The sequence below is a fragment of the Bacteroides sp. An19 genome (assembly GCF_002160215.1).
Lineage (GTDB): Bacteria > Bacteroidota > Bacteroidia > Bacteroidales > Bacteroidaceae > Phocaeicola > Phocaeicola intestinalis.
The window spans coordinates 1-23129 of record NZ_NFKD01000070.1 but is presented as its reverse complement, the minus strand read 5'-3'; the positions used below and the strand labels follow the sequence as shown (position 1 = coordinate 23129).

Here is a 23129-nt window from a genome sequence, read left to right as displayed (position 1 = left end):
AGTCCAATTGCCATCATCGTAGTTATAGCTCTCCAGTAAATAATGTAATTCTTCTGAATTGTGAATTGATGTTATTTGCCTTGATATTTCATTGGCAAATTCTTCCATTCCAATTTTTCGCTGACGTGAGTATGCCTTAAAAAATTCTTCATTTTCGCAACCTTTCATACTCTTTTCAAAGTCGGATTGAGCCATTGAAAAATAGTAATCATCTCCAGCGCAAACTGCCCATTCTCTCAATGTATCCAACTCTTGTTTCCGTTTCTCACTTAAATTTTCGTACATAGTATTATAATTTATTTTGATTGATAATGGTTCGGAAATAAGCACCGTTTAGGTGCTTCATTTCTTTGTTCAAGGCAGTTTTACCCACCATGCACTATTACATATTTATATAGAACTTCAATTTTTGACTGCTGTTTCCGGCAGAAAGGGGTGTGAAGTTCATTCCTGCACCCGGTTCGTTTTATTACAGCTCTTATCCGTATTTCATTCATTTTTTTGTTCTCCTTTCTTCTATATTATGGGATTTTACTGTTTCTGTTCACGGCAGGGCATAGCTATCCCATATTGCTGTCATGCCGATTTTTCCCGGTGTATGTCGCAATGTTCCAATACAACCGTATATGTGATGCCGCCACTCGTTACCGTAGTGTGGCTGTAAACTCTCATCCGTCCGCAATGCTCGCAGAAATAAGGATTCTCGTATTCAATTTCCGCCTGTTGCACTCCGGCTTCCTCTGTCTCGCTTTCATCCCGTCCGAAGTATTCTTCCGGCAGGTTGCCTTTGTTGGAGTAGAAGCCGTAATACCTCACGATGCGGAAATAGCGCAGGGGAACGTGTTGCAGCAGCCGGGGAAAGAACTCACGGTAATGCAGCGTCAGTTCCTTTTCCACCGGGTTTCTCCTGTCGGGTGAGTTCTTATAATCACGGTATCGGAATGAAATGTTCTCGCCGTCCATTGCCGTAATCTTGTACTCGCTCAAACATGCCCGCTTGGAATACCTGCCCACATACTGTATCACCTGCTCCGGCATCTGTATGGGCGGTTCCAGATGCACAATCCAGTCCTTTCTGTTCGCCACCTTTTTGATGAAGCCCATAAACTCCATGCGGTCGTGAAAGTCATGTTCCAGCCTGCCCGCATCGAACAGTCCTATCAGCGCATTCTCAAACTTGTAACGGAACACCCTGCGGATAGAGGGGATATGCACGTAATCATGTTCGGGAACGGCTATTTTACCTCTGTTGTTGATGCCGCCCCACGACATAATCATGTGGGTGTGTACATGAAGCTGCTTTGTTTCCCCATAGGTGTGCAGCACGGCAATCACCCCGGTTTTCAAGCCGAACTTGTGCATCATCCAGTCTTTCAGCGTGTCTGCCGAAGTCCGCATCAGAATGTTCAGTATTTCTTTCTTGTTGCGCTTCACCAAGTCCAGCAGGATATGCGGCAAGGTCATCACAACATGGCGGTGCGGCACTCGCAGCAACTTTTCTTTCATGCGTGCCGCCCATTTCAGCGTATCACGCCAGCCACATGACGGGCAAAAACGGTTCTTGCAGCTATGACTGATTTCTCGCACCTCCCCGCAATCGGGGCAGACGTATGTGTCTATTCCCAAAGCGGCTGTACGGCATACACGGATAGCGTTCACCGCCTTGTACTGTTCGGGGGTGATGTACTCCGCAGGGTGCTGTGCGTACTCGTCCCACCAGCGGTTGAAAAAGTCCGCCAAGCGATATGTGCTTTTCCGGGAACTGCACCTTTCTATGTAATCTATCAAATCAATCATTCACTGCCGTTATTATTTTTACATTTGTTTATTTGTTTGTAAGTTGCTGTATATTAGTTGTTTTAATTTGCCTTGAATTTGTTTATAAATACACCTGTAGGTATAGGATATTTCGATAACCGACACCTGGCAGGTGTGTTTCCTAATCTCTAATAGCCGCACCCTACGAATCATCCAGCGAATCAAGCGGATTGGGTATCTTGGCTTTGTGCGCACTCGATACATGAAGATATATGGCAGTGGTCTTTATATCGTTGTGCCCTAACAGTTCCTGTATCGTATGTAGGTCTGTCCCTTGTTCCAAAAGGTGGGTGGCAAACGAGTGGCGGAGCATGTGAACATGCACCCGGTGCTTGATACCTGCACGTCTGGCGGCTTCTTTCAGCACTTTCACCAATGCGCTTGCCGAGTACGGCTGTCCGGGCGTTTCGCCCTCAAACAGCCATTTCTTCGGTCGGTATTCACGGAAGTACCGCCGCAGCTCTTCCAGCAGCTTGGGCGAAAGCAGCGAGTAGCGGCATTTCTTGCCCTTACCCATGATACGCACGGACATCATTTCGCTGTTGATGTCTTTTGGTGTGAGGTTCAGCAATTCACTACGCCGCAATCCGGCTGAATAAACCAAGGAAATCATGCAGCGGTGCTTGATGTTGGACAGTTGGTCAAGGATGCGTTTTATCTCGTTCTTGCTCAATACTTCCGGGACGGTCTTGTACTCCTTGGCCCGTGTGATGCCGCCGTAATACTGCCGTTTCCCGCCTTTCACCTGCTCATAGTAGAACTTGATGGCGTTGATGCGCATGTTTTGTTGCGAAACGGAAATTTTCTTTTCGTTTACAAGATAAAGAATGTACCTGTTGATGTCCGCCACCTTCAGGCGGTCGATGTTGCGCCCTTTGTGGTACTCCACGAAGTCGCTGAAATAAGCCCGGTAGGTCTTTATGGTGGATGGGCTGTAGCGTTTCTGTTCCAGCAGTTCCAGATAGCCTTCCGGCAGCGTGTATTCCCTCTTGGGTCTGGGATGCCGCACATATACCCGGCTGTAATCAATGTAGGCATGGGGAGAGTAGCGGTCGTAGAAATCCGACAGCTTGAAAACGGCAGCCGCCATGCAAGCGGAATCCTTGCCGGTCATTTCCACGCCTGTATCCTGGGCAAGCAGCAGGGGGATTGCCCCGTTTCCTGCATACTCTATCCGGACATAATCCACACCATCCTTTTCTTCCTTGTGAAGAACGATGCTTCCTCTTTGCCTCTGAGCCTTGTCCATGTCGTCGAATTTTGCTTCATGGCTTCAAAGGTAGTGAAAAAACGGCATATTTTGAACAATCGTTCAAAATAATGGAAGTTAAAAAGACTAAACGGCGTCAGGCTTTAAGCAGGGAATAAACATAGCGGAAGTTTTTCTCCAGTTCGTCCACGTCCAGACCGTTCAGGAACGCCTGTTCGTAGGACAGTCCGAGAAACATCTGCCGGAACAGGGCTGCCGCTTTCTTCACGTCCGTGTCGCTCCCGATTTCTCCGCTTTCCTTCGCTTTCTGTATGACTTTCTCCCAAAGTTCATAGTCCAGTTGGAAAATCCGCTCGATTTTTTGCTTGATGTCCGGATAGTACATGCGCACTTGCGAGAGAAAATGGAAATAATAGGAATTAAGGCTGCAATCATTCGGGCTGTGGTTATCGCCAATCAGTTCGAGAATCCTTTTCATGGAAGCGGCTACTCCCGCCACGTATTGCCCGATAAATTCCGCCAACGTATCGGCGGGAGCGGCAAACTTGTTGTCCGGCTTGTGTATTTGCAGCACATACTTGTCCACCACAGCCATGAACAAGTCCAGCTTGTGCGGAAAATAATAGACGATGCCCGTCTTGGTCAGTCCGCAGGCTCTGGCAAGCGTGATGATGCTTGCCTTCTCATAGTTCATCCTGATAAATACCCCGAATGCCCTGTCAATGATTTCTTCCCGGTTGGTTATCATGCTGATGCGTAGGTTTATGTTTCTTTGCTCAGCGAAGATAGAGAAAATCGGGGGTTCCGGCAAGTATGTTACCGATGAAATTTGCTTTTACATATTTTTATATTCTGACAGCTAATCGAAAGAAACTCTTAAAGGAATGTCATGCCATCTTTTGTGGTCATGGAAATGCAAATAGATGGAATCGCCTTCAAAGAAATTGTCAATAATATATCCAAAGTTGCTGTTGAATTCTTTTAAAGGAACATGAATGGTATCCTTTTCCTCATCCATCATTTTCTTGTAATAGACAGACAATCGTTCTTTTATCGTATCGTTTTTATCAATAATATATTTTATCGTCCCGTTAAACCTCTTATACGCATAAGACAGATGCTCATCATCGTTTTCTTCCCATAAAAAACATCCGGCTGTACCAGGGGACATGTCTTTATTTTTGGCCCAATAAGAATTTTCCGCATAATAAATGTCCCTACTATCATTTTTCTTAAATTCAAAAGCTACCGGATATAGCAGACTATGAATGAAAGTCCTGTCCTTTCTCATTCTCAGTACAATGGGTTCATCGCTTTTAACCTGTCTTACTGAGACAACATTCTCGTTAGAGGCACATCCGACGAGAAAACAGATTGCCAAAATCAAAATAATGCGCATCATGTTTTTATCTATCATGGGGAGTAGAATTTTTAGCTATTTCAACTCATTCGTTGTTGATGCCTCAAAGATACGAAAAGAATCGGAGGGGAAAACCGTGTGGTGGGAGGAATTTGCGGAAGAGGCGGGCGGACACTTCACGCCACCCCATAGCCACTTGCCTCCCGTCCGCTGATTTCCCATTGTCCGGCAAGGCTGCCCGCTTACTTTCGTGCCGCAATCAACTTATTGTTTCACGATTTAATTCATTTGCTTATGGACAACCTCAAGGACATGAAAGACGAAGTGCTGGTAATGACCAACGCTTCCGACGGCAACACGCCCCACGTGGTGGAGCGCATCGGACAGGACGGCTCGCTGAAGACCCGCCCGTTGGCAAAGGCCAAGCCCGACGGTGATTTCCTCAAAATCGACCGCAGCGAATCCATCCTCGAATCCTTCTTCTCCAACTTCAAGCGGCAGTTTGACAACCCGTCCGACTTCCGTTTCTACCACCTTCCGGCGGAACTGCTGGCCAATGCCAAGGAGTTGGCGGCCTTGTTCCGCAATCCCGAAGAAAACAAGGAAATGCTTGGCGAATACAGGCTGGAGCCGGAACAGTATGCCACCAAGCAGGCGGAGGAACTGAAGCAGGCTTCCGCCACCGATGAATCCGCCCCGCAGCAATCCACGAAGTGGGGCATGGAACAGGTGGACTGGCAGCAGCTCGCACGTATGGGCATCACTCCCGAATCGTTGGGCGAAATCGGTACGGCACGTTTGCTCAACGGGCATGAATCCGCCGTGCTGAATCTTAAAACCAATTTCGAGGGCATTAAAATTGAAACGCCTGCCTGCATCCGGCTGGTGGAATCGCCCGACGGAAAGCCCGTGCTCAACATTGAGTGCTGCAAGCAACGCCCCGAACTTGACTATTATTTTGGCAATGAGATTCCGGATAGATTGAAAGAGAATTTGCTGAAAACACATAATGCGGGCAGTACCATAGACTTGACTATTGCCGGAGGAAAGGAAGAAACTTGCCTGCTTTCCCTTAATCCCAAGACGAACCGCTTGCACCACATTCCTGTCAGTGAAATAAAAATACCCTCAGAAATTAACGGGGTTACTTTGACTGAAAACCAACGGCTCGATTTGAGCTTTGGCAGGTCTGTACTGGTAGAAAATATGTGGTCTGAGCGACATCAGAAGCATTACGATGCACGCCTCCAGTACAATGTCTGCAAAGGCGGTTTCGACTACGACTTCCGGGGACTGAACCGCAAGGTGGAGCAGGGGCAGAGCCAGAGCGAACAGCGCGAAATCATCATCCCGAAAAAGCTGAAAGGGGTGGACTTGACTGATGAACAGGTAAATGCATTGAAAGCAGGCAAGGCCGCGTATGTCGAAGGCATGTCCGACGGAAACGGGGGCACGTTCAATGCCTACGTGCGTCCCAACTATGAAAAGATGAAGTTCGACTTCTTCCGCTGGAATCCCGACAAGAGCAGGAAGCAGTCGCAGGGACAGACCAACGAGCAGCCGAAACAATCCGCGCAGACAACTTCCCAGAACCGCCGTGTCCGCAAGTCGGAGAAGAAGGGCATCGGCGCATCACTCTGATTACTTACCTATAATATAGAATGTATATGAAGAATGTCATCATTGCAGAAAAGCCGTCGGTGGCGCAAAGCATCGCGGCAATCGTGGGAGCAGGACAAAGGAGGGACGGGTATATCGAGGGCAACGGTTATGCCGTAACATGGGCTTTCGGGCATCTGGTGCAGTTGGCCATGCCCGAAGCCTACGGGTTTACCGGTTTCCGGCGGGAGAACCTGCCCATACTGCCTGCCGGTTTCACGCTCATCCCCCGACAGAAGCGTGAGGGGAAGGAATACAAGGACGACCCCGGCGTGGTGCGCCAGTTGAACATCATCAAGGGACTGTTCGAGGGTGGCGACCGCATCATCGTGGCGACCGATGCCGGGCGTGAAGGGGAGCTGATATTCAGATATATCTACCATTACTTGGGCTGCACCAAGCCGTTTGTCCGCCTGTGGATAAGCAGCCTGACCGACAAGGCCATCCGCGAAGGGATGGAACGGTTGCAGCCGGGCGGCAATTACGATAACCTCTACCTTTCCGCCAAGGCACGCAGCGAAGCGGACTGGCTCATCGGCATCAACGGCTCGCAGGCGCTCAGCCTTGCCGCCGGGCGGGGCGTGTTCTCGCTCGGACGGGTACAGACACCCACATTGGCCATGATTTGCTCCCGTTATCTGGAGAACAAGTCGTTTGCCCCGAAGAAGTACATGCAGATACGCATCACGGTGGAGAAGGATGGCATTGCGTTCCATGCCACAGCGGAACAGCGTTACGAGGACAAGACCGCCGCAGACAGTGCGTTGGGCGAAATGAAAGCGTGCGGCACGCTCCGCATAACAGCACTTGCCCGGCGGGAGGTCAAAGAAGAACCTCCGCTGCTCTATGACCTGACCGCCCTTCAGCGGGATGCCAACACCCGGCTGGACTTCTCCGCCGACCGCACGCTCTCCCTTGCGCAAAGCCTGTACGAGAAAAAGGTGCTGAGCTATCCGCGTACCGGCAGCCGGTACATTTCCGAAGACGTGTTCGACGAAATCCCCTCGCGCATCGCCCTCTTGCGGCAACATCCGCGTTTCGGGCAGTATGCCGCGTCGCTTTCCGGAGCACCGCTCAACCGCCGCAGCGTGGACGGAGGGAAAGTGACCGACCACCATGCGCTGATTGTAACCGAAAACCTGCCCTCCGGCCTTTCCAAAGACGAACAGGCCATCTACGACATGGTCGCCGCCCGTCTGCTCGAAGCCTTTTCCGCCCCCTGCATCAAGGAGGTGACGGAAATCCATGCGGCGGTGGGCAGCAGCGAAGCGCAGGCCAAAGGCACGGTGGTCAAGTCCGCCGGATGGCGTGCCGTGCGCGGCGAAAAGGAAGAGGACGACGGCGGGGGTATGGCACTCCCAAATCTGGAACAGGACGAGACGCTCCCGATAAAGGCACTCGAAGCGGTAGAGCGGCAGACCAAACCCAAGCCGCTGCACACCGAAAGCTCGCTGCTCTCGGCGATGGAGCATTGCGGCCGGGAGATTGACGACGAGCAGCTACGGGCGAGCATCCGCGAGACGGGCATCGGAACCCCTGCCACCCGTGCTGCCGTCATCGAAACGCTGTTCGCACGCGGTTATATCCGGAGGGAGAAGAAAAGCCTCGTGCCCACCGACAAAGGCATGGCGGTCTATGAAACGGTGAAGGACAAGAAGATTGCCAACGTGGAAATGACCGCCGCATGGGAGGACACGCTGGCACGCATCGAATCGGGCGAGGCCGATGCTGCCGCCTTCCGGCGCGACATCGAGGCATATACCGCACAGATTGTAACCGAACTGTTGGAAACCAAAGTGTCCGTAGCGCCTTCGGAAAGCGAATACCCGTGTCCCAAATGCCGGAACAGCCGGGTGCTGTTCTTCCCCAAGGTCGTCAAATGCGCCGATGTGGACTGTGGCTTTACCCTCTTCCGTAACAAGGGCGGCAAGGAACTGTCGGACAAACAGCTTGCCGAACTCCTGACCAAAGGCAGAACCGGTGTTATCAAAGGTTTCAGAAGCAGGGAGGGCAAGGCTTTCGACGCTTCATTGGTATTGCGCCCCGACTTCTCCGTGGGCTACGAGTTTGCCGACAAGAAACCATCCAAAGGCAAATCTTCCAAGAAATGACCCTCCCGACATCAACTCGGACTTGAAGCGGGATGAGGTCGGACTTGATGTGCCATGAAGTCCGGCTTGATGCTACATCAGGTACGGCTTCATCCTATACAGGCATAAAATGTATTTTGTAACACGAATAAAAAGAAGAATCATGAATCCGAACAAACCGAACATGCCGGCTCCGTCGGTAGAGCCGGACGAACTGTCCTATTACCGCCTTACCCTGTTGTCCTACCTCCGCGAATCGCATCCCGAACGGGCTGCCGACGATGCTTTTATCCGCGCGCGTGCCGAACTTGCCGCCGAAGCGTTCAGCAATGCCGTCAGGTCGGGCATGAATTATGACGAAGCCGTCCAACAGGCGGACGAGGTGCTGTTTCAGGGTCTGCACTTTTCCCGGCTCGACACGCTCATCACCGTGTTGTGGAACGAGTTTGCCGATGAGGTACCCGCAGGCCGCGCCCGCGAGGTAGCTCTCCAGCTCCTGCCCGAATGCGGCAGGGTGTTCAGCGGTTACGACCTGAGCGACGGTTTTGAGTTTACCCCCGACTTCGACCGGCTGTGCGGGGAACTGGCCGGTGTAATCTCAATCTGGCTCGAAGAAAATGGCATATAACAAGAAGGCACATCTTAGGGACAACATCGAGGCCATCCGCCTGATGTTCCGTCTGGAACGGGAGAGGCGTGCCGCCACACCGGAGGAGCAGACGGTATTGGCCGCCTACACCGGCTTCGGGGGCATCAAGGCGGTGCTGTCCCCCTTCGGCAAGCTCACCGACATCCTCCGCTGGACGCAGAGCGACCGCGAACTCTTTCCCCTTGTGTCGGAACTGCATGGCGTGCTCCGCGAGGGGGCGACGGATGAACGGGAATACAAACGGCTGGTGGACAGTGTGAAGGCATCCACCTTCACCGCCTTCTATACACCCCCGGAAATCATTAGTGCCGTTGCTTTCTCGTTGGAGGAGCACGGTGTGTCGCCGCACCGCTTCCTCGACCCGTCATCGGGCACGGGCAATTTCCTCTCTGCTTTCCAGCCGCATTTCTACAACGCCACCGCCGTGCCCGAAGCCACCGCGTATGAAAAGGACTTGCTGACCGGGCGTATCCTCCGGCAGCTTCAGCCCGGTACGGATGTCCGTGTGCAAGGCTTCGAGGAGCTTCCCCCGCAGGACAACGGGCGGTTCGATGTGGCGGCAAGCAACATTCCCTTCGGCGATATCCGGGTATTTGACCCGTCGATGGACGACGGTACTGCTCGGCGTTTCGCGCTCGGTTCCCTGCACAACTATTTCTTCGTCAAGGGGCTGGATGCCGTGCGCGAGGGCGGCATCGTGGCTTTCATCACCTCGCAAGGGGTGATGAACTCCGCGATGGGCACTCCCGTGCGCCAGTACCTGATGCAGCGGGCACGGCTCCTGTCCGCCATCCGCCTGCCCAACAATCTCTTTACCGACTATGCCGGTACGGAGGTGGGCAGCGACCTCATTGTGTTGCAGAAGGACACGGCATCCGAAAGGGAATACACCAGCCTTGAAAAAGCCTTCGTGGAAGTCAGCACGCAGGTCGACGGCACGACCCAGAATGAATACTTCGAGCGTACCGCCGCCATTGTCCATACGCGCGGCCATGTGGGAACCGACCCTTACGGCAAACCGGCACGCGTCTTCCTGCATGACGGGGGCATGGATGCCATCGCCGCAGACCTGAAATGGATGCTGGACAAGAACCTGTCGGAAAACCTCGACCTTGACCTTTATCTCCGCTTCTCGCCGGTGCGCGAGTTGCGCGAACTGGCGGAAGTACGGGCGGAAAGTCTTCAGGAACGCATTGCACAGGTGCGGGCGTTATCCAAGCCGGAACAGCAGCGTGTCGCGACGGAAACGCCGGAGGCGGTTGTGGAAGAACCGCCCATTGTCCGCTCTGAACCGGAGAAACCCGTCACGCAGGAGCCACTGATGTCCCTGTATGACCTTTTCGGTTTCACACAGGAGGAACGGCAGGCGTTCAGCACCGGACGGAAGCCCAAGCGGAAGAAGAAGCAGGACACCCCGCAGCTCTCCCTGTTCGACATTGTGGAACCGCTCAGCGGCCAGTCCGTACCCGGAAAAGGGGATGCCATTGCCGCATCGCCCGCAGAAAAGCCTGCCCGGACTGCACAGCCCGAACCGGCAGCCGCACCCCAAGCCCCGTCGGAAGAAGAACTCCGGGAACGGGAGCGCCGCCGGGCGGAGGAAGAGGCCGCACGGCAGGAGCGCATGAAGCCACGCCCCTTCACCGGTGAAAGGCTGGAACATTACCGGAACGGCTCACTGGTGGATATGGACGGGCAAATCGGCTACCTCTCCGGCATGGATAAGGGAATCCCCGTGTTCCATCCGCTGGAACTGCCCGCCCGCCAGCAGCAGCGTGCCGCATCCTACATTGAACTTCGCGACACCTACCACCGCCTGTACAATGACGAAGCGGAACACCGGCAGGAGAACGGGGAACTGCGTGCGGGCCTGAACGGGCTGTACGACGGCTTTGTCCGTCAGTTCGGCAACCTGAACGACAAGAAGAACATCGACCTGTTCCGCATGGATGCCGATAACCGGGAAATCCTCGCCTTGGAGCGTTACACCGACGGCAAGGCGGTCAAGGCCGACATCTTTGACCATCCCGTGTCGTACAACGTGAACGAGATTACCCACACCGACGATGTGCACGAGGCATTGGCGGCCTCGCTCAACAAATACGGCGAGGCAGACATGGAATATATGGAATCGCTCACCGACAAGCCGCAGGCACAATTGCTGGATGAACTGCGCGGCAGGGTGTTCTACAACCCGCTGGCGAAGCGTTTCGAGATTGCCGACCGCTTCATCGCGGGCAATGTCGTGGCAAAGGCGGAGTATATCGAGGAATACTTGCAGACACATCCCGACGATGCCGAATCGCGCGTTTCGCTTGAAGCATTGCGTAAGGCGGCACCGATACCCATTCCTTTTGAGGAACTGGACTTCAACTTCGGCGAACGCTGGATACCGGCTGCCGTGTACAGCCGCTATGCCTCATGGCTGTTCGACACCGACGTGTCCGTCCGCTACAACGCCAGCGCGGACGAGTACAATATCCGTGCCTCCGAACTCAGCCCACGTATCTATAACCAGTATGCAGTCCGTTCCGAAACGCGCCTGTTCAACGGCGTGGCCCTCATGCGCCACGCCATCCACAACACCACGCCCAACATCACCAAGACCGTCACGGACAAGGACGGCAAGGACATCAAGGTGCGCGACCCCGAAGCCACGCAACTGGCCAACAGCAAGATTGACGAGATACGCGACGGCTTCTCCGACTGGCTTATGGAACAGTCGCCGGAGTTCAAGAAGAAGCTGGAGGACATGTACAACCGCAAGTTCAACTGTTTCGTGCGCCCCAAGTTCGACGGCAGCCACCAGACCTTTCCTGACCTTGATTTGAAAGGATTGGGCATCAAGGATTTGTATCCATCTCAGAAAGACTGTATCTGGATGCTGAAGATGAACGGCGGCGGCATCGCTGACCATGAGGTGGGTGGCGGCAAGACGCTGATAATGTGCGTCGCCGCCTACGAGATGAAGCGGCTCGGACTGGCGCACAAGCCGCTCATTACCGGCCTGAAGGCGAACATCCACGAGATTGCACAGACCTTCCGCACCGCCTATCCCCACGCCAAGATACTCTATCCGGGCAAGGAGGACTTCACGCCCGACCGCCGCGTGGAAATCTTCAACCAGATGAAGAACAACGACTGGGATGCCATCATCCTCTCGCACGAGCAATTCGGCATGATACCGCAGTCGCCCGAAATCCAGCGCGACATCCTGCAACAGGAGCTGGACAGCGTGGAGGAAAACCTGGAGGTGTTGCACCAGTTGGGCAGCGAGGTGACCAATGCCCAACTCAAGGGCGCGGAAAAGCGCAAGATGAACTTGGAAGTCAAGCTCAAGGAACTGACGCACGAGATAGAGAACCGCAAGGACGATGTGGCGGACTTCAAGCGCATGGGCATCGACCACATCTTTGTCGATGAATCGCACCGCTTCAAGAACCTCATGTTCACCACGCGCCACGACCGTGTGGCGGGGCTGGGCAACTCGGAGGGCAGCCAGCGTGCGCTCAACATGCTCTTCGCCATCCGTACCATCCAGCAGCGTACCGGCAAGGACTTGGGAGCCACCTTCCTTTCCGGTACGACCATCAGCAACTCGCTGACCGAGCTGTACCTCCTGTTCAAATACCTGCGCCCCAACGAACTGGAGCGGCAGGGCATCCGCTCCTTCGACGCATGGGCGGCGGTGTTCGCACGCAAGTCCATTGACTATGAGTTTTCCGTGACCAACGAGATTGTGCAGAAGGAACGCTTCCGCTATTTCATCAAGGTGCCCGAACTCGCCTCGTTCTATTCCGAAATCACTGACTTCCGCACGGCGGAGGACATCGGCATCGACCGCCCGAAGAAGAACGAGATACTGCACAACATCGCGCCCACGCCCGACCAGCAGGAGTTTATCGCCAAGCTCATGGAGTTCGCCAAGACCGGCAACGCTACCGTATTGGGCCGTCTGCCGCTGACGGAAAAGGAGGAAAAGGCCAAGATGCTCATCGCCACCGACTATGCCCGCAAGATGTCGCTTGACATGCGGCTCATCGACCCGCTGAAATATGACGACGACCGTGACAACAAGGCGACCCATTGCGCCGACATGATTGCGCAGTATTACAACCGCTATGCCGAACACAAGGGGACACAGTTCGTGTTCAGCGACTTGGGCACTTACAAGCCCGACCAGTGGAACCCGTACAGCGAAATCAAGCGCAAGCTGGTGGAAGACCACGGCATCCCCGAAGACCAGATACGCTTCATTCAGGAAGCCAAGACCGAGAAGAAGCGCAAGGCGATGATTGAGGCGATGAACGAGGGGCGCATCCGTGTGCTGTTCGGATCCACCGAAATGTTGGGCACGGGTGTCAATGCGCAGAAAAGATGCGTGGCCATCCATCACTTGGACGCACCGTGGCGCCCAAGCGACCTCCAGCAGCGCGACGGGCGCGGCATCCGCAAGGGCAACGAGGTGGCGAAGCTCTATGCCGATAACAAGGTCGATGTCATCATCTATGCGGTGGAGAAATCATTGGACAGCTACAAGTTCAACCTGCTCCACAACAAGCAGCTTTTCATCACCCAGCTCAAGCAGAACCGCATGGGCAGCCGCACCATCGACGAGGGCAGCATGGACGAGAAGGGGGGCATGAACTACTCCGAGTATGTGGCCATCCTCTCCGGCAACACAGACCTTTTGGACAAGGCGCGTCTGGAGAAGAAGATTGCCGGACTGGAGGGCGAGCACAAGGCGTTCCAGCGCAGCAAGGGCGATTCGCGCATCCGGTTGGAGACCCTGTTGGCCAACCAAGCCTCCAACAGCGACATCATCGCGAGGGCGCGGCAGGACATGGCCGACTTCGAGAGCCGCGTGCAGTACGACAAGGACGGCAAGAAGCTCAACCCGCTGAAGATTGACGGGGTAACGGGCAGCGACCCCAAAGTCATTGCCGCCCGACTGCACGAGATAGAGGACAAGGAGCGCACGCACGGCCAGCCGGTTCCCATCGGCTCCCTCTACGGCTTTGAAATCGTGGTCAAGACCGACACCACCGTCAAGGAGGGATTGGACTTCTGCGAGAACCGCTTCTTCGTGCGCGGCACGGGCAAGCTCCTGTACAACTACAACAACGGACGCTTGGCAGCCGACCCGCAGACCGCCTGCCGGAATTTCATCAACGCCTTTGACAGCATCCCCCGCCTGATAGAGAAATACACGCGGGACAATGCTGACATTGAAAAGGAAATTCCCGTCCTGAAGCAGGTCGTGGATGAAACATGGAAAAAAGAGGATGAGTTGAAGCAACTCAAGGCCGAGCTTGCCACGCTTGACCGCAAGATATTGCTCTCCTTGAAATCCGTCGATGCGCAGGAGGCCAACACTGAAGGGGTAACGGAAATCCGGCCGGAACAACAGTCCGCACCGGTGGCGCAATCCGCCCCCTCAATGCCCGACAGCCCTGCCGTCCCGGCATCATCGCCTGAGCCATACGTCCACCGTATGCCCGAATACATGGCACATGCGGCGGAGCGCAAACCGCCGGTGCTGCCAGCCATGCCCAAGACCATCAGCATCAAGGAACTCATGAGCGCGGGCAAGGACAAGGTGGTAATCGGCGGCATCCCCCAACCGGAGGCCGGCACGGAGAAACCGCAGGACAAACCAAAATGGAAGATGAAGCTCTGAGCGGGATTCAACAAAAAGGCTTGGCAACAACCGGTACATGCCGGATAGTTGCCAAGCCTTTTAATTTTGTACAGAAAATTCTATCTATTCTTCATTATCTAAGAAGCGTTTCAAGTCATAGTACATAGAACGTGTCTTGTCTTTCTCGTCTTTGGCGGACAAGAAATCAAAGCCGCATTGTTGATAAAAACCGACGGCATCCTGATAAGCATCCACTGTAATGAAACGGCAACCGGTTCTGTTACCATGAGTAAAAGTATATTTGATAAGACGGATAATATCTCTGCCAATGCCTTGTCCGGCATATTCTTCCGATACGGCCAGTCTGCCAATCTTTACGGCCGGATAATCTTTGCGCCGCTTAGGATTAGCCACACGGCGGCTCAGCCGGTTCCAAATACTGCGTTGTTCCGGGTCAAAAGTAATTTTGTCATTTAGAAGGCTGAAATAGGCTACAGTTTTGGCATTGGACAAATCCTCCCATAGATAAGTGACAGCCATCAAGTCGGTCAGATATTTTCGGGCATCCTCAAATAAAAAGCCGTTTAAGTCATCATCCTTGCACTTAAACGGCTTTATCTCGTAGTCCGCTTTCAGCGGTATGAAATAATAATCTTCAAGAGCCATGTTCGTATCAGAATGTAAATGCGGCTATGGCCTTGAACTTCTCATAAACTTTCTTCGCAGCCTCTTTCTCTTCCTTGCTTTCCGGCTTCAGATGAGCCATTTTCTCTGCAAAGCGTTTAGCGTCCTTACCGGTAACTACCGGTGTTTCTTTAATAGGTCGAGCCATAATCTTTAGTTTTAATTCACCACAAAGGTACGGATAATATTGCTGAAAATCAAATTGTATGATATGTTTCTTTGATAATGAGGTTTTCATCCAACTATTTAGTTTCATAGAATAAATAAGAATTCCGGTTTTTACGGCACAAAACTGGAACTTTCGATAGAAAAAGGCTTCACCCTGTCCTCCCGACAGAATGAAGCCGGTTGTTTAACCCAAAGGGAACTTCCTGCTTCACAGCGGTAGGAAATATCCCTGAACGATGCAAATCCAAGATGCATTATCCACAATCATCTGAGAGTTCTTTATCTTCTGTTTTTTCCTCCCTGCCGTTTTCATCCGGTTCTTTGGGCATCGGATAGGTTTCCGACAATTTGTCCTTCCGTGCCTGACGCTTGATTTCGTTCTCATCGAAATTGTTGCGGATGAACTCGTGCAGGTCTGATTCCTTGTAATAGGTCTTGTGGTATATCGAATGGAACTTCAACGCCCCGTTGTTCCTGTATCGCTGGAGCGTGCGCTTGCTGATGCGCAGCAGTTGGCACACCTCCTGATTGTCGTACAGCCGTTCCCCGTTCAGGTAGTTCAGGTGCTTCTGCCGGTTCTCCGCCTTGTCCAGCTTGCGCGATATGCGGTACAATTCGCCCATGATGCGCTCCATCCACGCTTCAAATTCTGTCTTGTCTACTAACATGGCCGTTCCTCCTATGTTTTTACACCTCGCCCAGCATGTAGCTGTTCGGTGTGTCGGGTGATTTCACAATGATTTCCTTCTCCCGCATAAAGCGGATGTAGCTCTTGGCCGTGCGTTCCTTCACGTCGAACGCCGCCTGAAGTTCTTCCGACAGCTCCATGTAACCGATGAAGCGTTTCCGGCTGAACAGTTCGCGCGCCACCGCCACGAGTTCCTCCTCCTTGCGCCTGTCCTTTTCCTCTTTCGGCTTCTCGCCCAGATAGGCGTGCATCGCCTTGCCTTTGTCCCATGCGAACTGCATGAGCGGCACATCCAGCGGGCTGCCGTCACGCACTTTCAGGGCTTTCACCACCGACACGGCAGGATTGCTGTCCTTTTCGATGGAGAGGATGGCGGCAGCCTTGCGTTGCAGCTCACTGCCAAGATGCCCCCGCAGCTTCAGCCCGTTGGGGATGAAGTGCAGCACCGTGACGATGCACGTGTTGTAGATGCCCGCCAGCCGGTAGAGTTCCTCCACGACGGCAATGCTCTCCGCCTCGTCATTGGCGCAGCGTATCAGGTCGGCGATGCCGTCAATCACCACCAGATGGATACCTCCGTACTGGTAATGAAACCTGTCCATGCTGAGCACGATGGACTTCAGCCGCTCCTTGCGGCTCATCCCCGTCAGGCAATATGCCTTGAACCACTCCGGCATCGTGTCGCGCCCGCAGCGGCGCAGCAGGGTGCTTACGTTCTTGTATAGCTGCACCTCGCTCTGTTCGGTATCGTAGAACAGCACCGCCTTTCCTTTCGGATTCCCTTCGATGGAAATGCCCAGCGTGTCGATGCCTTCCGCGTTTTCCGGTTTCACAGCCCCGGCAATCAGGGCTGCCACATAGTTGCTTTTCCCCGTACCTTCCCCGCCGGTGATGCAGAGCAGGTTCCCTTGTGTTCCGAGCGGCACGCCGTTCACCGATACTATCATCTGTGCCACAGGTGGCGGGTTGTTGAAATCCAACTCGCATGATTTTAATGCTGACATATCTTCCTTGTATAATGAATCCAAATGGTTTAAGAACAGTTTCAATAAATCATCATGCGTATGTCCCAACGCAAAATAGTCCGTTACATCCTTTTCTTCTTTTGTCCCTGCCAGCGGCAGCAACAGGCGTTTCAGCGAAAACGCTTTCAGTTCTTCCACCCGTTTGGCTGAAACCTCCAGCCCGGTCTTGTCCACATCGTACAGCAGGACAATGTGCTTGAACCGGTAAGAGAGCAGCATCAGCACAGATGCGGGGATGAGCGTCGTTTCCGAATTGAAGCAGATGGCGTGGAACCCGTTCGCCGCAAGACTCATCACGTCTTTTTCCCCGCCGGTAATGAACAGCAGGTCGCCTTTGGAGGGCAGTTGGTCAAGCCCGAAACAGTAATTGTCGCCCAAATCGCCGGCATAGAAAAAACGCATCTCCGAGCGCGGGCGGTATATCTTGATGTATTTGTCGCCTGCGTAACCATACATCGGTTCTTGTGCTGTCGCCGCAAGGGTATAAGGCCGCCCCTCTTGGGTGGCGGAGGTAAACGAGTGTAGCGGTTGTACATTATATTTATGTAATATGCCTTCCGTAATGCCCGACTTCCCCCAAAAGGAAAGGTCTGCTTCGTTGAACGCTCTTGCCACAAGGCTGTACGGGCGTATGTTCTTTTCCTTCTGCCCGGCGGTGGCGGGACGCACGGTGGGAATGGCAGCGACACCGGTGCCGGCTTCATGCCCGTCATCCAGCCCCAAATGCAGGTCATGGTCGATGATTCGCATGATTTCAACGAAGTCCTTCGCGTTCCTGCAACTCAGCCCCGTCATTGTCCCTACCAACTCGAAGCAGTCCCCGGAATATTCCTCGTTGCCGAAATCCTTCATCTTATACACCGAATGTCGCCGGTCATAATATACGTTGCACGATGCCTTCGTATCCTTATACAAAGGATTCAGGAACTTCTTCCCGATGCGGAACTGCACCGGCAGGTAATGTCTGAACACCGAAAGCCCCCTGTCCGTTGCCTGTAAAATATCCTCCTTATTCATTGCCTGTATCCTTTGTCACGTCCAACAACCGGTTCTTCTTGTAAACGTCTATCAGGTGCGGTTCGCACGTGATAACCTTTTCCCGTACCTTTTTCTCTATTTCCGAGAGCTTGTACAGGCACTTGCGGCGGAACACCGAATATTCCACCAGTCCGTCGCTCCTTAACCGTTGCAGGGTGCGCGTGCTGATATGGAGCATATCGGCCACTTCCTGACTGTCCAGCCATACATCGTCGTCAAAGTCGCAATCCTGCAACTTGTGCTCGTTCTTGGTGATGAACTCAGCGATTTTCGCTATCTGCCCCATCATCTTTTGATAGGCGGCACTTTCCATTACGATAACTTCTGTCATAATCCTAATTATTGAAATGTTTGCCGCAAAGTTCCCGATAAGCCAAAATCCGCATGGTATACTATACGTGTACTACACCATAATTTTTTTTGTTCCTGCATTTTTTTCGGGAAAATGTAAGGTCGGACCGTTTTGGTCAGGACTAAGGTTAATAGGTTCAAAATTAGTTCAGTGCAAGGTGCAAGCCTATTTATATATATAGGCTCGCACCTTGCACTTGAAAAAATGGCTGAAAAAAATATTGTCAAGGTCTTGCATGTTTCAAAAATGTGTAGTACTTTTGCACCCGCAATCGAGAGGTGACACGGTGGTGTCATAAGCTACGAAACTTGACAAGATGAAATCGTAACCAAGTCGTAACCATCAAAATTTAGGTTACACATAAGTTACTGATTAAAAAGATATTAAAAGAGGTAGGTGCGATTACCGTACGCACCGCAACTCGAAAAAGCAAAATTAGGAAAAGCTCTGATTCCCAACGGAATTAGGGCTTTTTTATTGGTTTTTCGGGTGGCAAAAAATAGCGTTTTGAAGAAGTTATGAGGGGCAAATTCAGGGTCCTTTTTAGGGTCACTGAAAAAAGCACCTGGAATGTATCATACTTCGTTGATTTTCATATTCTTGCATAGGATTTACCTGTTCCCTATTTTGCTAATTTTGTAACGCTAAAAACAAGGTGAAATGAAACAGGATTCAATGAAGGTTTTGTTCTTCATCCGCAAGAGCAGGCTGAAGAAAAACGGCGAGGCTCCGGTGTTCCTCCGGATAACCATCAACGGGCAACAGGATGAGATACGTATCCAGCGTTCTGTACCCATCCATCTGTGGAATAACCTGAAGGGATGCAGCAAGGGAAAGGACCGTGTGTCCTTGGAACTGAACAGCTACATAGAGGCTCTGAAAGTACGGCTGTATCAAATCCACAAGGAACTGCTCTGCTGGGATGCGCTGATTACTCCCAGAAACATGCTGGTCAAACTGTTCTCTAAGGATGAAAGACATTTGGTTGTGGAAACAATGAAAAAGTGTATTGATGACTGGCGCTCTCTTATCGGGCAGGAATACCAACCGTCTACTATCTCCCGCTATGACAACTGCTACGAATCGCTGAAAACGGTAGTAAAGGAATTCTATAAGAAGGAGGACATCACGTTCTACGAACTGAACGGGGAATTCATCGACACATTTGAAATGCACCTGCGGACAGAAAGGAAACTCTCGCAGAATACACTTACTAAATACATGAGCTGCTTCCGCAAGGTATTGGGCATAGCCAGGGATAACGGCTGGCTGAACTTTGATCCGCTGGTGGGCAAACGGAAACGGTTGTTCAAGAAAGAGGAGACATGCCCGACTTTCCTCACGCTGGATGAACTGCAACGAATCATGGAGAAGGAGTTTTCAACAGCACGGCTGAACCATGTGAAGGACTTCTTCCTGTTCTGCTGTTATACCGGGCTCTCGTACATAGATGTGAGCACGCTGCGTCCCATACACCTGTACCGGGACAACAACGGGAAGCTATGGATACACAAGTCGAGGGTGAAAATCACGACGAACAAGGAAACCTGCACGAGTAATGTGCCGTTGCTGCCGCCTGCCATCGCCATTTTGGAGAAATACAAAGGATGGAACGAAAAAGATCCGGACGCACCTTGCCTGCCCATCCCGTCGAATCAGAAGATGAACGAATATCTGAAGGAAATAGCTACTTTATGCGATATAAAGAAACGCCTGACCGTCCATGTGAGCCGGCACACCTTCGCGACCACGGTAACGCTCGCCAACCATGTGGCCATCCAGAACGTATCGAAAATGCTGGGACATTCGTCCACACGCATGACCCAGCATTACGCGCGGGTACTTGACAACAGCATCATGGAGGACATGAAAGGAGTGGCTGGAATATTCCGCTAAATGTTTCATGAAGTCTGAAATGCTTCTCAACCGGCTGGTCTTATAACAAAACCAGAAAGGATTGTTTCTCGTAATGACAATCCTTTCTGGCTTTATATCTCTCTACCGGAAAGCTTCCCGCCTGTTCTCTACAAGCAGTTTCTCTATGTCTGCTTCCCGATACAGAATTTTACCGCCTATTTGATAAAACGGGATTTTTCCTGTATTACGATATTCCTGTAACGTGCGTTTTGTCAATTTCAAATGCTGTGCCAGTTCGGTGTCAGTCAGAAAACTTTCTCCATTCAATATCGGTCGCGTATTGGTTTCCAGCATGTCGAGTAAAGCAGATAAATGCTTCATGTCCTGGAAAAACGCAATAGCCTGCGGATCGTCACGCATTATAACTTTACTCATCTTTCGGACTCCTTTCTCGATTTACGTCTACAGCCTGTCATTCCTAATAATCTCATAATATCGTGCTCCTGATAATAGGTCCTGCGGTCAATCTGGGTGTAAGACAAAGTACCGTTGCTACGCAAAGATTGCAAGGTTCGTGGCGAGATATGCAATATGGCGCATACTTCCTGGTTGTCCAGCCATTTGTCCAGTCGCTTGGGCAAATGTCTTTGAGACAACATTTCCACTTTCTTCTTGAGCAATTCCAAAGCCATGCGCATATCTTCAAATGTTTTAGCCTCTATACATACAAATTCCATACATTTCATTTTTAGGTCAGACAAATATAGCATTTGTAACCGTATTGCCAAAATGCATGTCGGCAACTGGCTGCCAATGGCATCAAATGTCATAACAAATTCACTCAATTGAAATTTTTCAAGCGGCTACAATGCTCCCTTTTAAGCGTATGCTCGCCTGCGTGAATCTAAATATTCACTAAAAACATCTATCTCAAGCGAGGAGTTTATCAAATAATCTCTATTTTAGTCCGTCGTAATATCTAATCTTACCCAAAGGCATGAATGATTTTATCCTGACCCTATTGATAAACGGAGGCGTAGTCTTATGCATTGTTGGGCTATGGGCTTATGCCAGATACTGGCGGCGAAAGGCGGCAAAGGCATTCCTCCAGCATGCGGTGGCCTGCTACAAGAAAGAAGACAGGGAAGAATTAGCCGGACAAGCCGTGATGGCCGGGAGCAGACATGCCGGTTTGTTGTATGCGCTGACGTGCCCGGAACGGTTTGACATCGTACGGCCGATGCGGGCTTTCCGTTTCGGGAAAATACGTTGCGTGTGTGCCGGCTATTATTTTCCCCAACGTTATGAAAGCTGGCTGAGGGATGAACAGGCAGACTTTGTACAGGATGTGTATGCCTTTAAGGACGGGAAAGAATTATGTCAAGACTATTTCTCACAGGCATTTGAAGTTCTTTCCGTCCATGAGAATGTGACAGCGGTATTCATGCCATGCAGTACCTCAGAACGGTATTACAGACGTTTCGCAAAAATAGCCCGCTATTTGGAACGGCATGGCCATGCTATGTCCGGACTTCATCTGATAGAAATCATCAGGAACCGGGAAAGCAAGCACACTGCCGCCCAACGGTCGAGCGTTGATACGGCAAACTACTCCATGTCGCTGGCATTGCAAGGGAAAAAGGTCGTGATTGTGGATGACCTTCTCACAACAGGAAGCAGCCTGGCCGGATTTGCCCGGAATCTGGAACGAATTGGCGCGGAAGTGATCGGGGCAGTGTTTCTTGCCCGCACATTTCAGGTTCCGTCATGGAGGAGGGTTCGTTGGATGGTGTGGAAAAAGTATATTTTGTCTAAACGAATAAAGACATGGGAGGTTTCCTATAGTTCTATCGAACAAAACTCTGTAAAAAAGTAATGATTACCCGTATGTATGACTTCGCATAGGTAAAACCATCCATCCTTAAACCGTTGAAACTGCATAATACATTGACAAAATGGTATATTTAAAAATGATAAAGCTACAAAAAGCGACTAAGGAAAATGCTTACCAAAACATATCGTATAAATCAATACAGGGATAACCGTATTCACGGACGGATTCCATACCTGCAAGTTCCTGCTTACCCAGCCAAAGAATATCCATTGCATTTTTAGAAAAGTCATTTTCCATTATCTTTCTACGAAACTGTTCCACCAATCCGCCCAACAGATAATCCGGAGTATAATTGTCATCAAAACAAGCCCAGTGCTCGTCGGACATGAAATGCTTAGCAGTAGCAAGGGTGAGCTGTATAAACAACCTTGCCGCCTGTTCGTGACAACCTGCATCCAAAAGTTCAGCAATGTTATTACAGACCGGTTCCATCGCCATAGCAATGCTTTCACAATCATTATCGAGTGGAGTTACTTGAAATATATTCTCTATGAAATCCGGTATGGCATTTAATTTGTCTTTGGGATCAACCATCATTTCGTACTGCTTTGTTCCAGCTTTTTGCAAAGTTAAGGCAATATTCCGATTTTTCCATCCTCACCGGAGAAGAAAGATTGGATATATAGCTACTTCATCGGGATATGTCACCCCATCTTGTAATTTCAGTCATTTGCAAGCCTGTCACTGACAATTCATGAAAGTGCAAATTGAAAGTAAAAGACTGTAAAGTGTAAACCTCCAAACTGTAAATACTGTAAAGGGTTTATAGGATACAGGTTTACACTTTTATTATGAATGATAAAATTTGATCGATTTAACCTGTTGTATATCAAATAGTAAACAAGTCAGCAATCATATTAAAGATATTCTATGGCACGGCATTTTCACTATTATAGCCATATACTCCTCATGTGCGCACGGAAGGGGTGATTATTGTATCACTTATTAAAAACATGGAGGAATAACTATGCCTTATATAGACGATGAACTGCTGGAAAA

General features: G+C 51.3%; 18 protein-coding genes and 1 pseudogene. 6 read left to right on the top strand and 13 right to left on the bottom strand.

Features of this window, described 5'->3' with window-relative positions; translation table 11 throughout:
• The 5 genes and pseudogenes from B5F25_RS18075 to B5F25_RS18055 all read right to left on the bottom strand — a co-directional run.
• Positions 1-285, bottom strand: a pseudogene (locus tag B5F25_RS18075) (DUF4274 domain-containing protein); the annotation flags it as partial.
• A 291-nt stretch (positions 286-576) separates the two neighbouring features.
• On the bottom strand, positions 577-1797 hold the full coding sequence (locus tag B5F25_RS18070; protein WP_087251250.1) for a transposase: 1221 nt from the start codon (positions 1795-1797) through the stop codon (positions 577-579).
• A 163-nt stretch (positions 1798-1960) separates the two neighbouring features.
• Positions 1961-3067 (bottom strand): site-specific integrase, encoded by a 1107-nt coding sequence (locus B5F25_RS18065; RefSeq protein ID WP_087251248.1) that lies wholly within the window; start codon positions 3065-3067, stop codon positions 1961-1963.
• A gap of 97 nt (positions 3068-3164) precedes the next feature.
• Positions 3165-3776, bottom strand: a complete 612-nt coding sequence (locus B5F25_RS18060) for a TetR/AcrR family transcriptional regulator (protein ID WP_087251246.1) — start codon at positions 3774-3776, stop codon at positions 3165-3167.
• A 111-nt stretch (positions 3777-3887) separates the two neighbouring features.
• Complete coding sequence (locus B5F25_RS18055; RefSeq protein WP_087251244.1) at positions 3888-4445, bottom strand: hypothetical protein; 558 nt, start codon at positions 4443-4445, stop codon at positions 3888-3890.
• A gap of 237 nt (positions 4446-4682) precedes the next feature.
• Here B5F25_RS18055 and B5F25_RS18050 point away from each other — a divergent pair, with 237 nt between their 5' ends.
• From B5F25_RS18050 to B5F25_RS18035, 4 genes are all read left to right on the top strand, one after another.
• The gene (locus B5F25_RS18050; RefSeq protein ID WP_087251242.1) at positions 4683-6029 is read left to right on the top strand and encodes a DUF3945 domain-containing protein; all 1347 of its coding nucleotides are present in this window, start codon (positions 4683-4685) and stop codon (positions 6027-6029) included.
• Positions 6030-6055: 26 nt separating this feature from the next.
• The gene (gene topB, locus B5F25_RS18045) at positions 6056-8158 is read left to right on the top strand and encodes a type IA DNA topoisomerase (RefSeq protein ID WP_164496652.1); all 2103 of its coding nucleotides are present in this window, start codon (positions 6056-6058) and stop codon (positions 8156-8158) included.
• 142 nt (positions 8159-8300) lie between these two features.
• Positions 8301-8765 carry a DUF1896 domain-containing protein gene (locus tag B5F25_RS18040; RefSeq protein WP_071150644.1) on the top strand — a complete coding sequence of 155 codons (465 nt, stop codon included), beginning with the start codon at positions 8301-8303 and terminating at the stop codon, positions 8763-8765.
• Positions 8755-14463, top strand: a complete 5709-nt coding sequence (locus B5F25_RS18035) for an N-6 DNA methylase (RefSeq protein ID WP_087251237.1) — start codon at positions 8755-8757, stop codon at positions 14461-14463. The genes B5F25_RS18040 and B5F25_RS18035 overlap by 11 nt, the downstream gene beginning before the upstream one ends.
• Before the next feature lie 84 nt (positions 14464-14547).
• Here the strand turns inward: B5F25_RS18035 and B5F25_RS18030 are convergent, their stop codons facing one another.
• From B5F25_RS18030 to B5F25_RS18010, 5 genes are all read right to left on the bottom strand, one after another.
• Positions 14548-15090 (bottom strand): GNAT family N-acetyltransferase, encoded by a 543-nt coding sequence (locus B5F25_RS18030; protein WP_018711974.1) that lies wholly within the window; start codon positions 15088-15090, stop codon positions 14548-14550.
• A 7-nt stretch (positions 15091-15097) separates the two neighbouring features.
• Complete coding sequence (locus B5F25_RS22160; RefSeq protein WP_018711973.1) at positions 15098-15256, bottom strand: hypothetical protein; 159 nt, start codon at positions 15254-15256, stop codon at positions 15098-15100.
• Positions 15257-15530: 274 nt separating this feature from the next.
• Positions 15531-15944: a helix-turn-helix domain-containing protein gene (locus B5F25_RS18020; protein WP_087251233.1), complete on the bottom strand. Its 414-nt coding sequence runs from the start codon at positions 15942-15944 to the stop codon at positions 15531-15533.
• Between the two features lie 19 nt (positions 15945-15963).
• Positions 15964-18006, bottom strand: a complete 2043-nt coding sequence (locus B5F25_RS18015; protein WP_087251231.1) for a bifunctional DNA primase/helicase — start codon at positions 18004-18006, stop codon at positions 15964-15966.
• Positions 17999-18358: a helix-turn-helix domain-containing protein gene (locus B5F25_RS18010; RefSeq protein WP_087251228.1), complete on the bottom strand. Its 360-nt coding sequence runs from the start codon at positions 18356-18358 to the stop codon at positions 17999-18001. Before B5F25_RS18010 ends, B5F25_RS18015 begins: the two co-directional genes overlap by 8 nt.
• Positions 18359-19039: 681 nt before the next feature.
• On the opposite strand from B5F25_RS18010, the gene B5F25_RS18005 reads away from it, so the two are divergent.
• Entirely contained in the window at positions 19040-20275 is a 1236-nt protein-coding gene (locus tag B5F25_RS18005) for a site-specific integrase (protein ID WP_087251225.1), read from the top strand.
• Between the two features lie 102 nt (positions 20276-20377).
• Here B5F25_RS18005 and B5F25_RS18000 read toward each other — a convergent pair whose 3' ends face one another.
• Positions 20378-20671, bottom strand: a complete 294-nt coding sequence (locus B5F25_RS18000; RefSeq protein ID WP_087212336.1) for a helix-turn-helix domain-containing protein — start codon at positions 20669-20671, stop codon at positions 20378-20380.
• Positions 20668-20973, bottom strand: a complete 306-nt coding sequence (locus tag B5F25_RS17995; protein WP_087251252.1) for a helix-turn-helix domain-containing protein — start codon at positions 20971-20973, stop codon at positions 20668-20670. Before B5F25_RS17995 ends, B5F25_RS18000 begins: the two co-directional genes overlap by 4 nt.
• A 260-nt stretch (positions 20974-21233) precedes the next feature.
• On the opposite strand from B5F25_RS17995, the gene B5F25_RS17990 reads away from it, so the two are divergent.
• Positions 21234-22112, top strand: coding sequence for a phosphoribosyltransferase (locus tag B5F25_RS17990; RefSeq protein WP_087251223.1), 879 nt, complete (start codon positions 21234-21236; stop codon positions 22110-22112).
• 129 nt (positions 22113-22241) lie between these two features.
• Here the strand turns inward: B5F25_RS17990 and B5F25_RS17985 are convergent, their stop codons facing one another.
• Complete coding sequence (locus B5F25_RS17985) at positions 22242-22667, bottom strand: hypothetical protein (RefSeq protein ID WP_140406977.1); 426 nt, start codon at positions 22665-22667, stop codon at positions 22242-22244.
• Positions 22668-23129 lie beyond the last annotated feature (462 nt).

Coding starts and splice junctions, on each gene's coding strand:
- B5F25_RS18070 (WP_087251250.1), bottom strand. CDS start 1,797: ATGATTGATTTGATAGATTACATAGAAAGGTGCAGTTCCCGGAAAAGC.
- B5F25_RS18065 (WP_087251248.1), bottom strand. CDS start 3,067: ATGGACAAGGCTCAGAGGCAAAGAGGAAGCATCGTTCTTCACAAGGAA.
- B5F25_RS18060 (WP_087251246.1), bottom strand. CDS start 3,776: ATGATAACCAACCGGGAAGAAATCATTGACAGGGCATTCGGGGTATTT.
- B5F25_RS18055 (WP_087251244.1), bottom strand. CDS start 4,445: ATGATAGATAAAAACATGATGCGCATTATTTTGATTTTGGCAATCTGT.
- B5F25_RS18050 (WP_087251242.1), top strand. CDS start 4,683: ATGGACAACCTCAAGGACATGAAAGACGAAGTGCTGGTAATGACCAAC.
- topB (WP_164496652.1), top strand. CDS start 6,056: ATGAAGAATGTCATCATTGCAGAAAAGCCGTCGGTGGCGCAAAGCATC.
- B5F25_RS18040 (WP_071150644.1), top strand. CDS start 8,301: ATGAATCCGAACAAACCGAACATGCCGGCTCCGTCGGTAGAGCCGGAC.
- B5F25_RS18035 (WP_087251237.1), top strand. CDS start 8,755: ATGGCATATAACAAGAAGGCACATCTTAGGGACAACATCGAGGCCATC.
- B5F25_RS18030 (WP_018711974.1), bottom strand. CDS start 15,090: ATGGCTCTTGAAGATTATTATTTCATACCGCTGAAAGCGGACTACGAG.
- B5F25_RS22160 (WP_018711973.1), bottom strand. CDS start 15,256: ATGGCTCGACCTATTAAAGAAACACCGGTAGTTACCGGTAAGGACGCT.
- B5F25_RS18020 (WP_087251233.1), bottom strand. CDS start 15,944: ATGTTAGTAGACAAGACAGAATTTGAAGCGTGGATGGAGCGCATCATG.
- B5F25_RS18015 (WP_087251231.1), bottom strand. CDS start 18,006: ATGAATAAGGAGGATATTTTACAGGCAACGGACAGGGGGCTTTCGGTG.
- B5F25_RS18010 (WP_087251228.1), bottom strand. CDS start 18,358: ATGACAGAAGTTATCGTAATGGAAAGTGCCGCCTATCAAAAGATGATG.
- B5F25_RS18005 (WP_087251225.1), top strand. CDS start 19,040: ATGAAACAGGATTCAATGAAGGTTTTGTTCTTCATCCGCAAGAGCAGG.
- B5F25_RS18000 (WP_087212336.1), bottom strand. CDS start 20,671: ATGAGTAAAGTTATAATGCGTGACGATCCGCAGGCTATTGCGTTTTTC.
- B5F25_RS17995 (WP_087251252.1), bottom strand. CDS start 20,973: ATGGAATTTGTATGTATAGAGGCTAAAACATTTGAAGATATGCGCATG.
- B5F25_RS17990 (WP_087251223.1), top strand. CDS start 21,234: ATGAATGATTTTATCCTGACCCTATTGATAAACGGAGGCGTAGTCTTA.
- B5F25_RS17985 (WP_140406977.1), bottom strand. CDS start 22,667: ATGATGGTTGATCCCAAAGACAAATTAAATGCCATACCGGATTTCATA.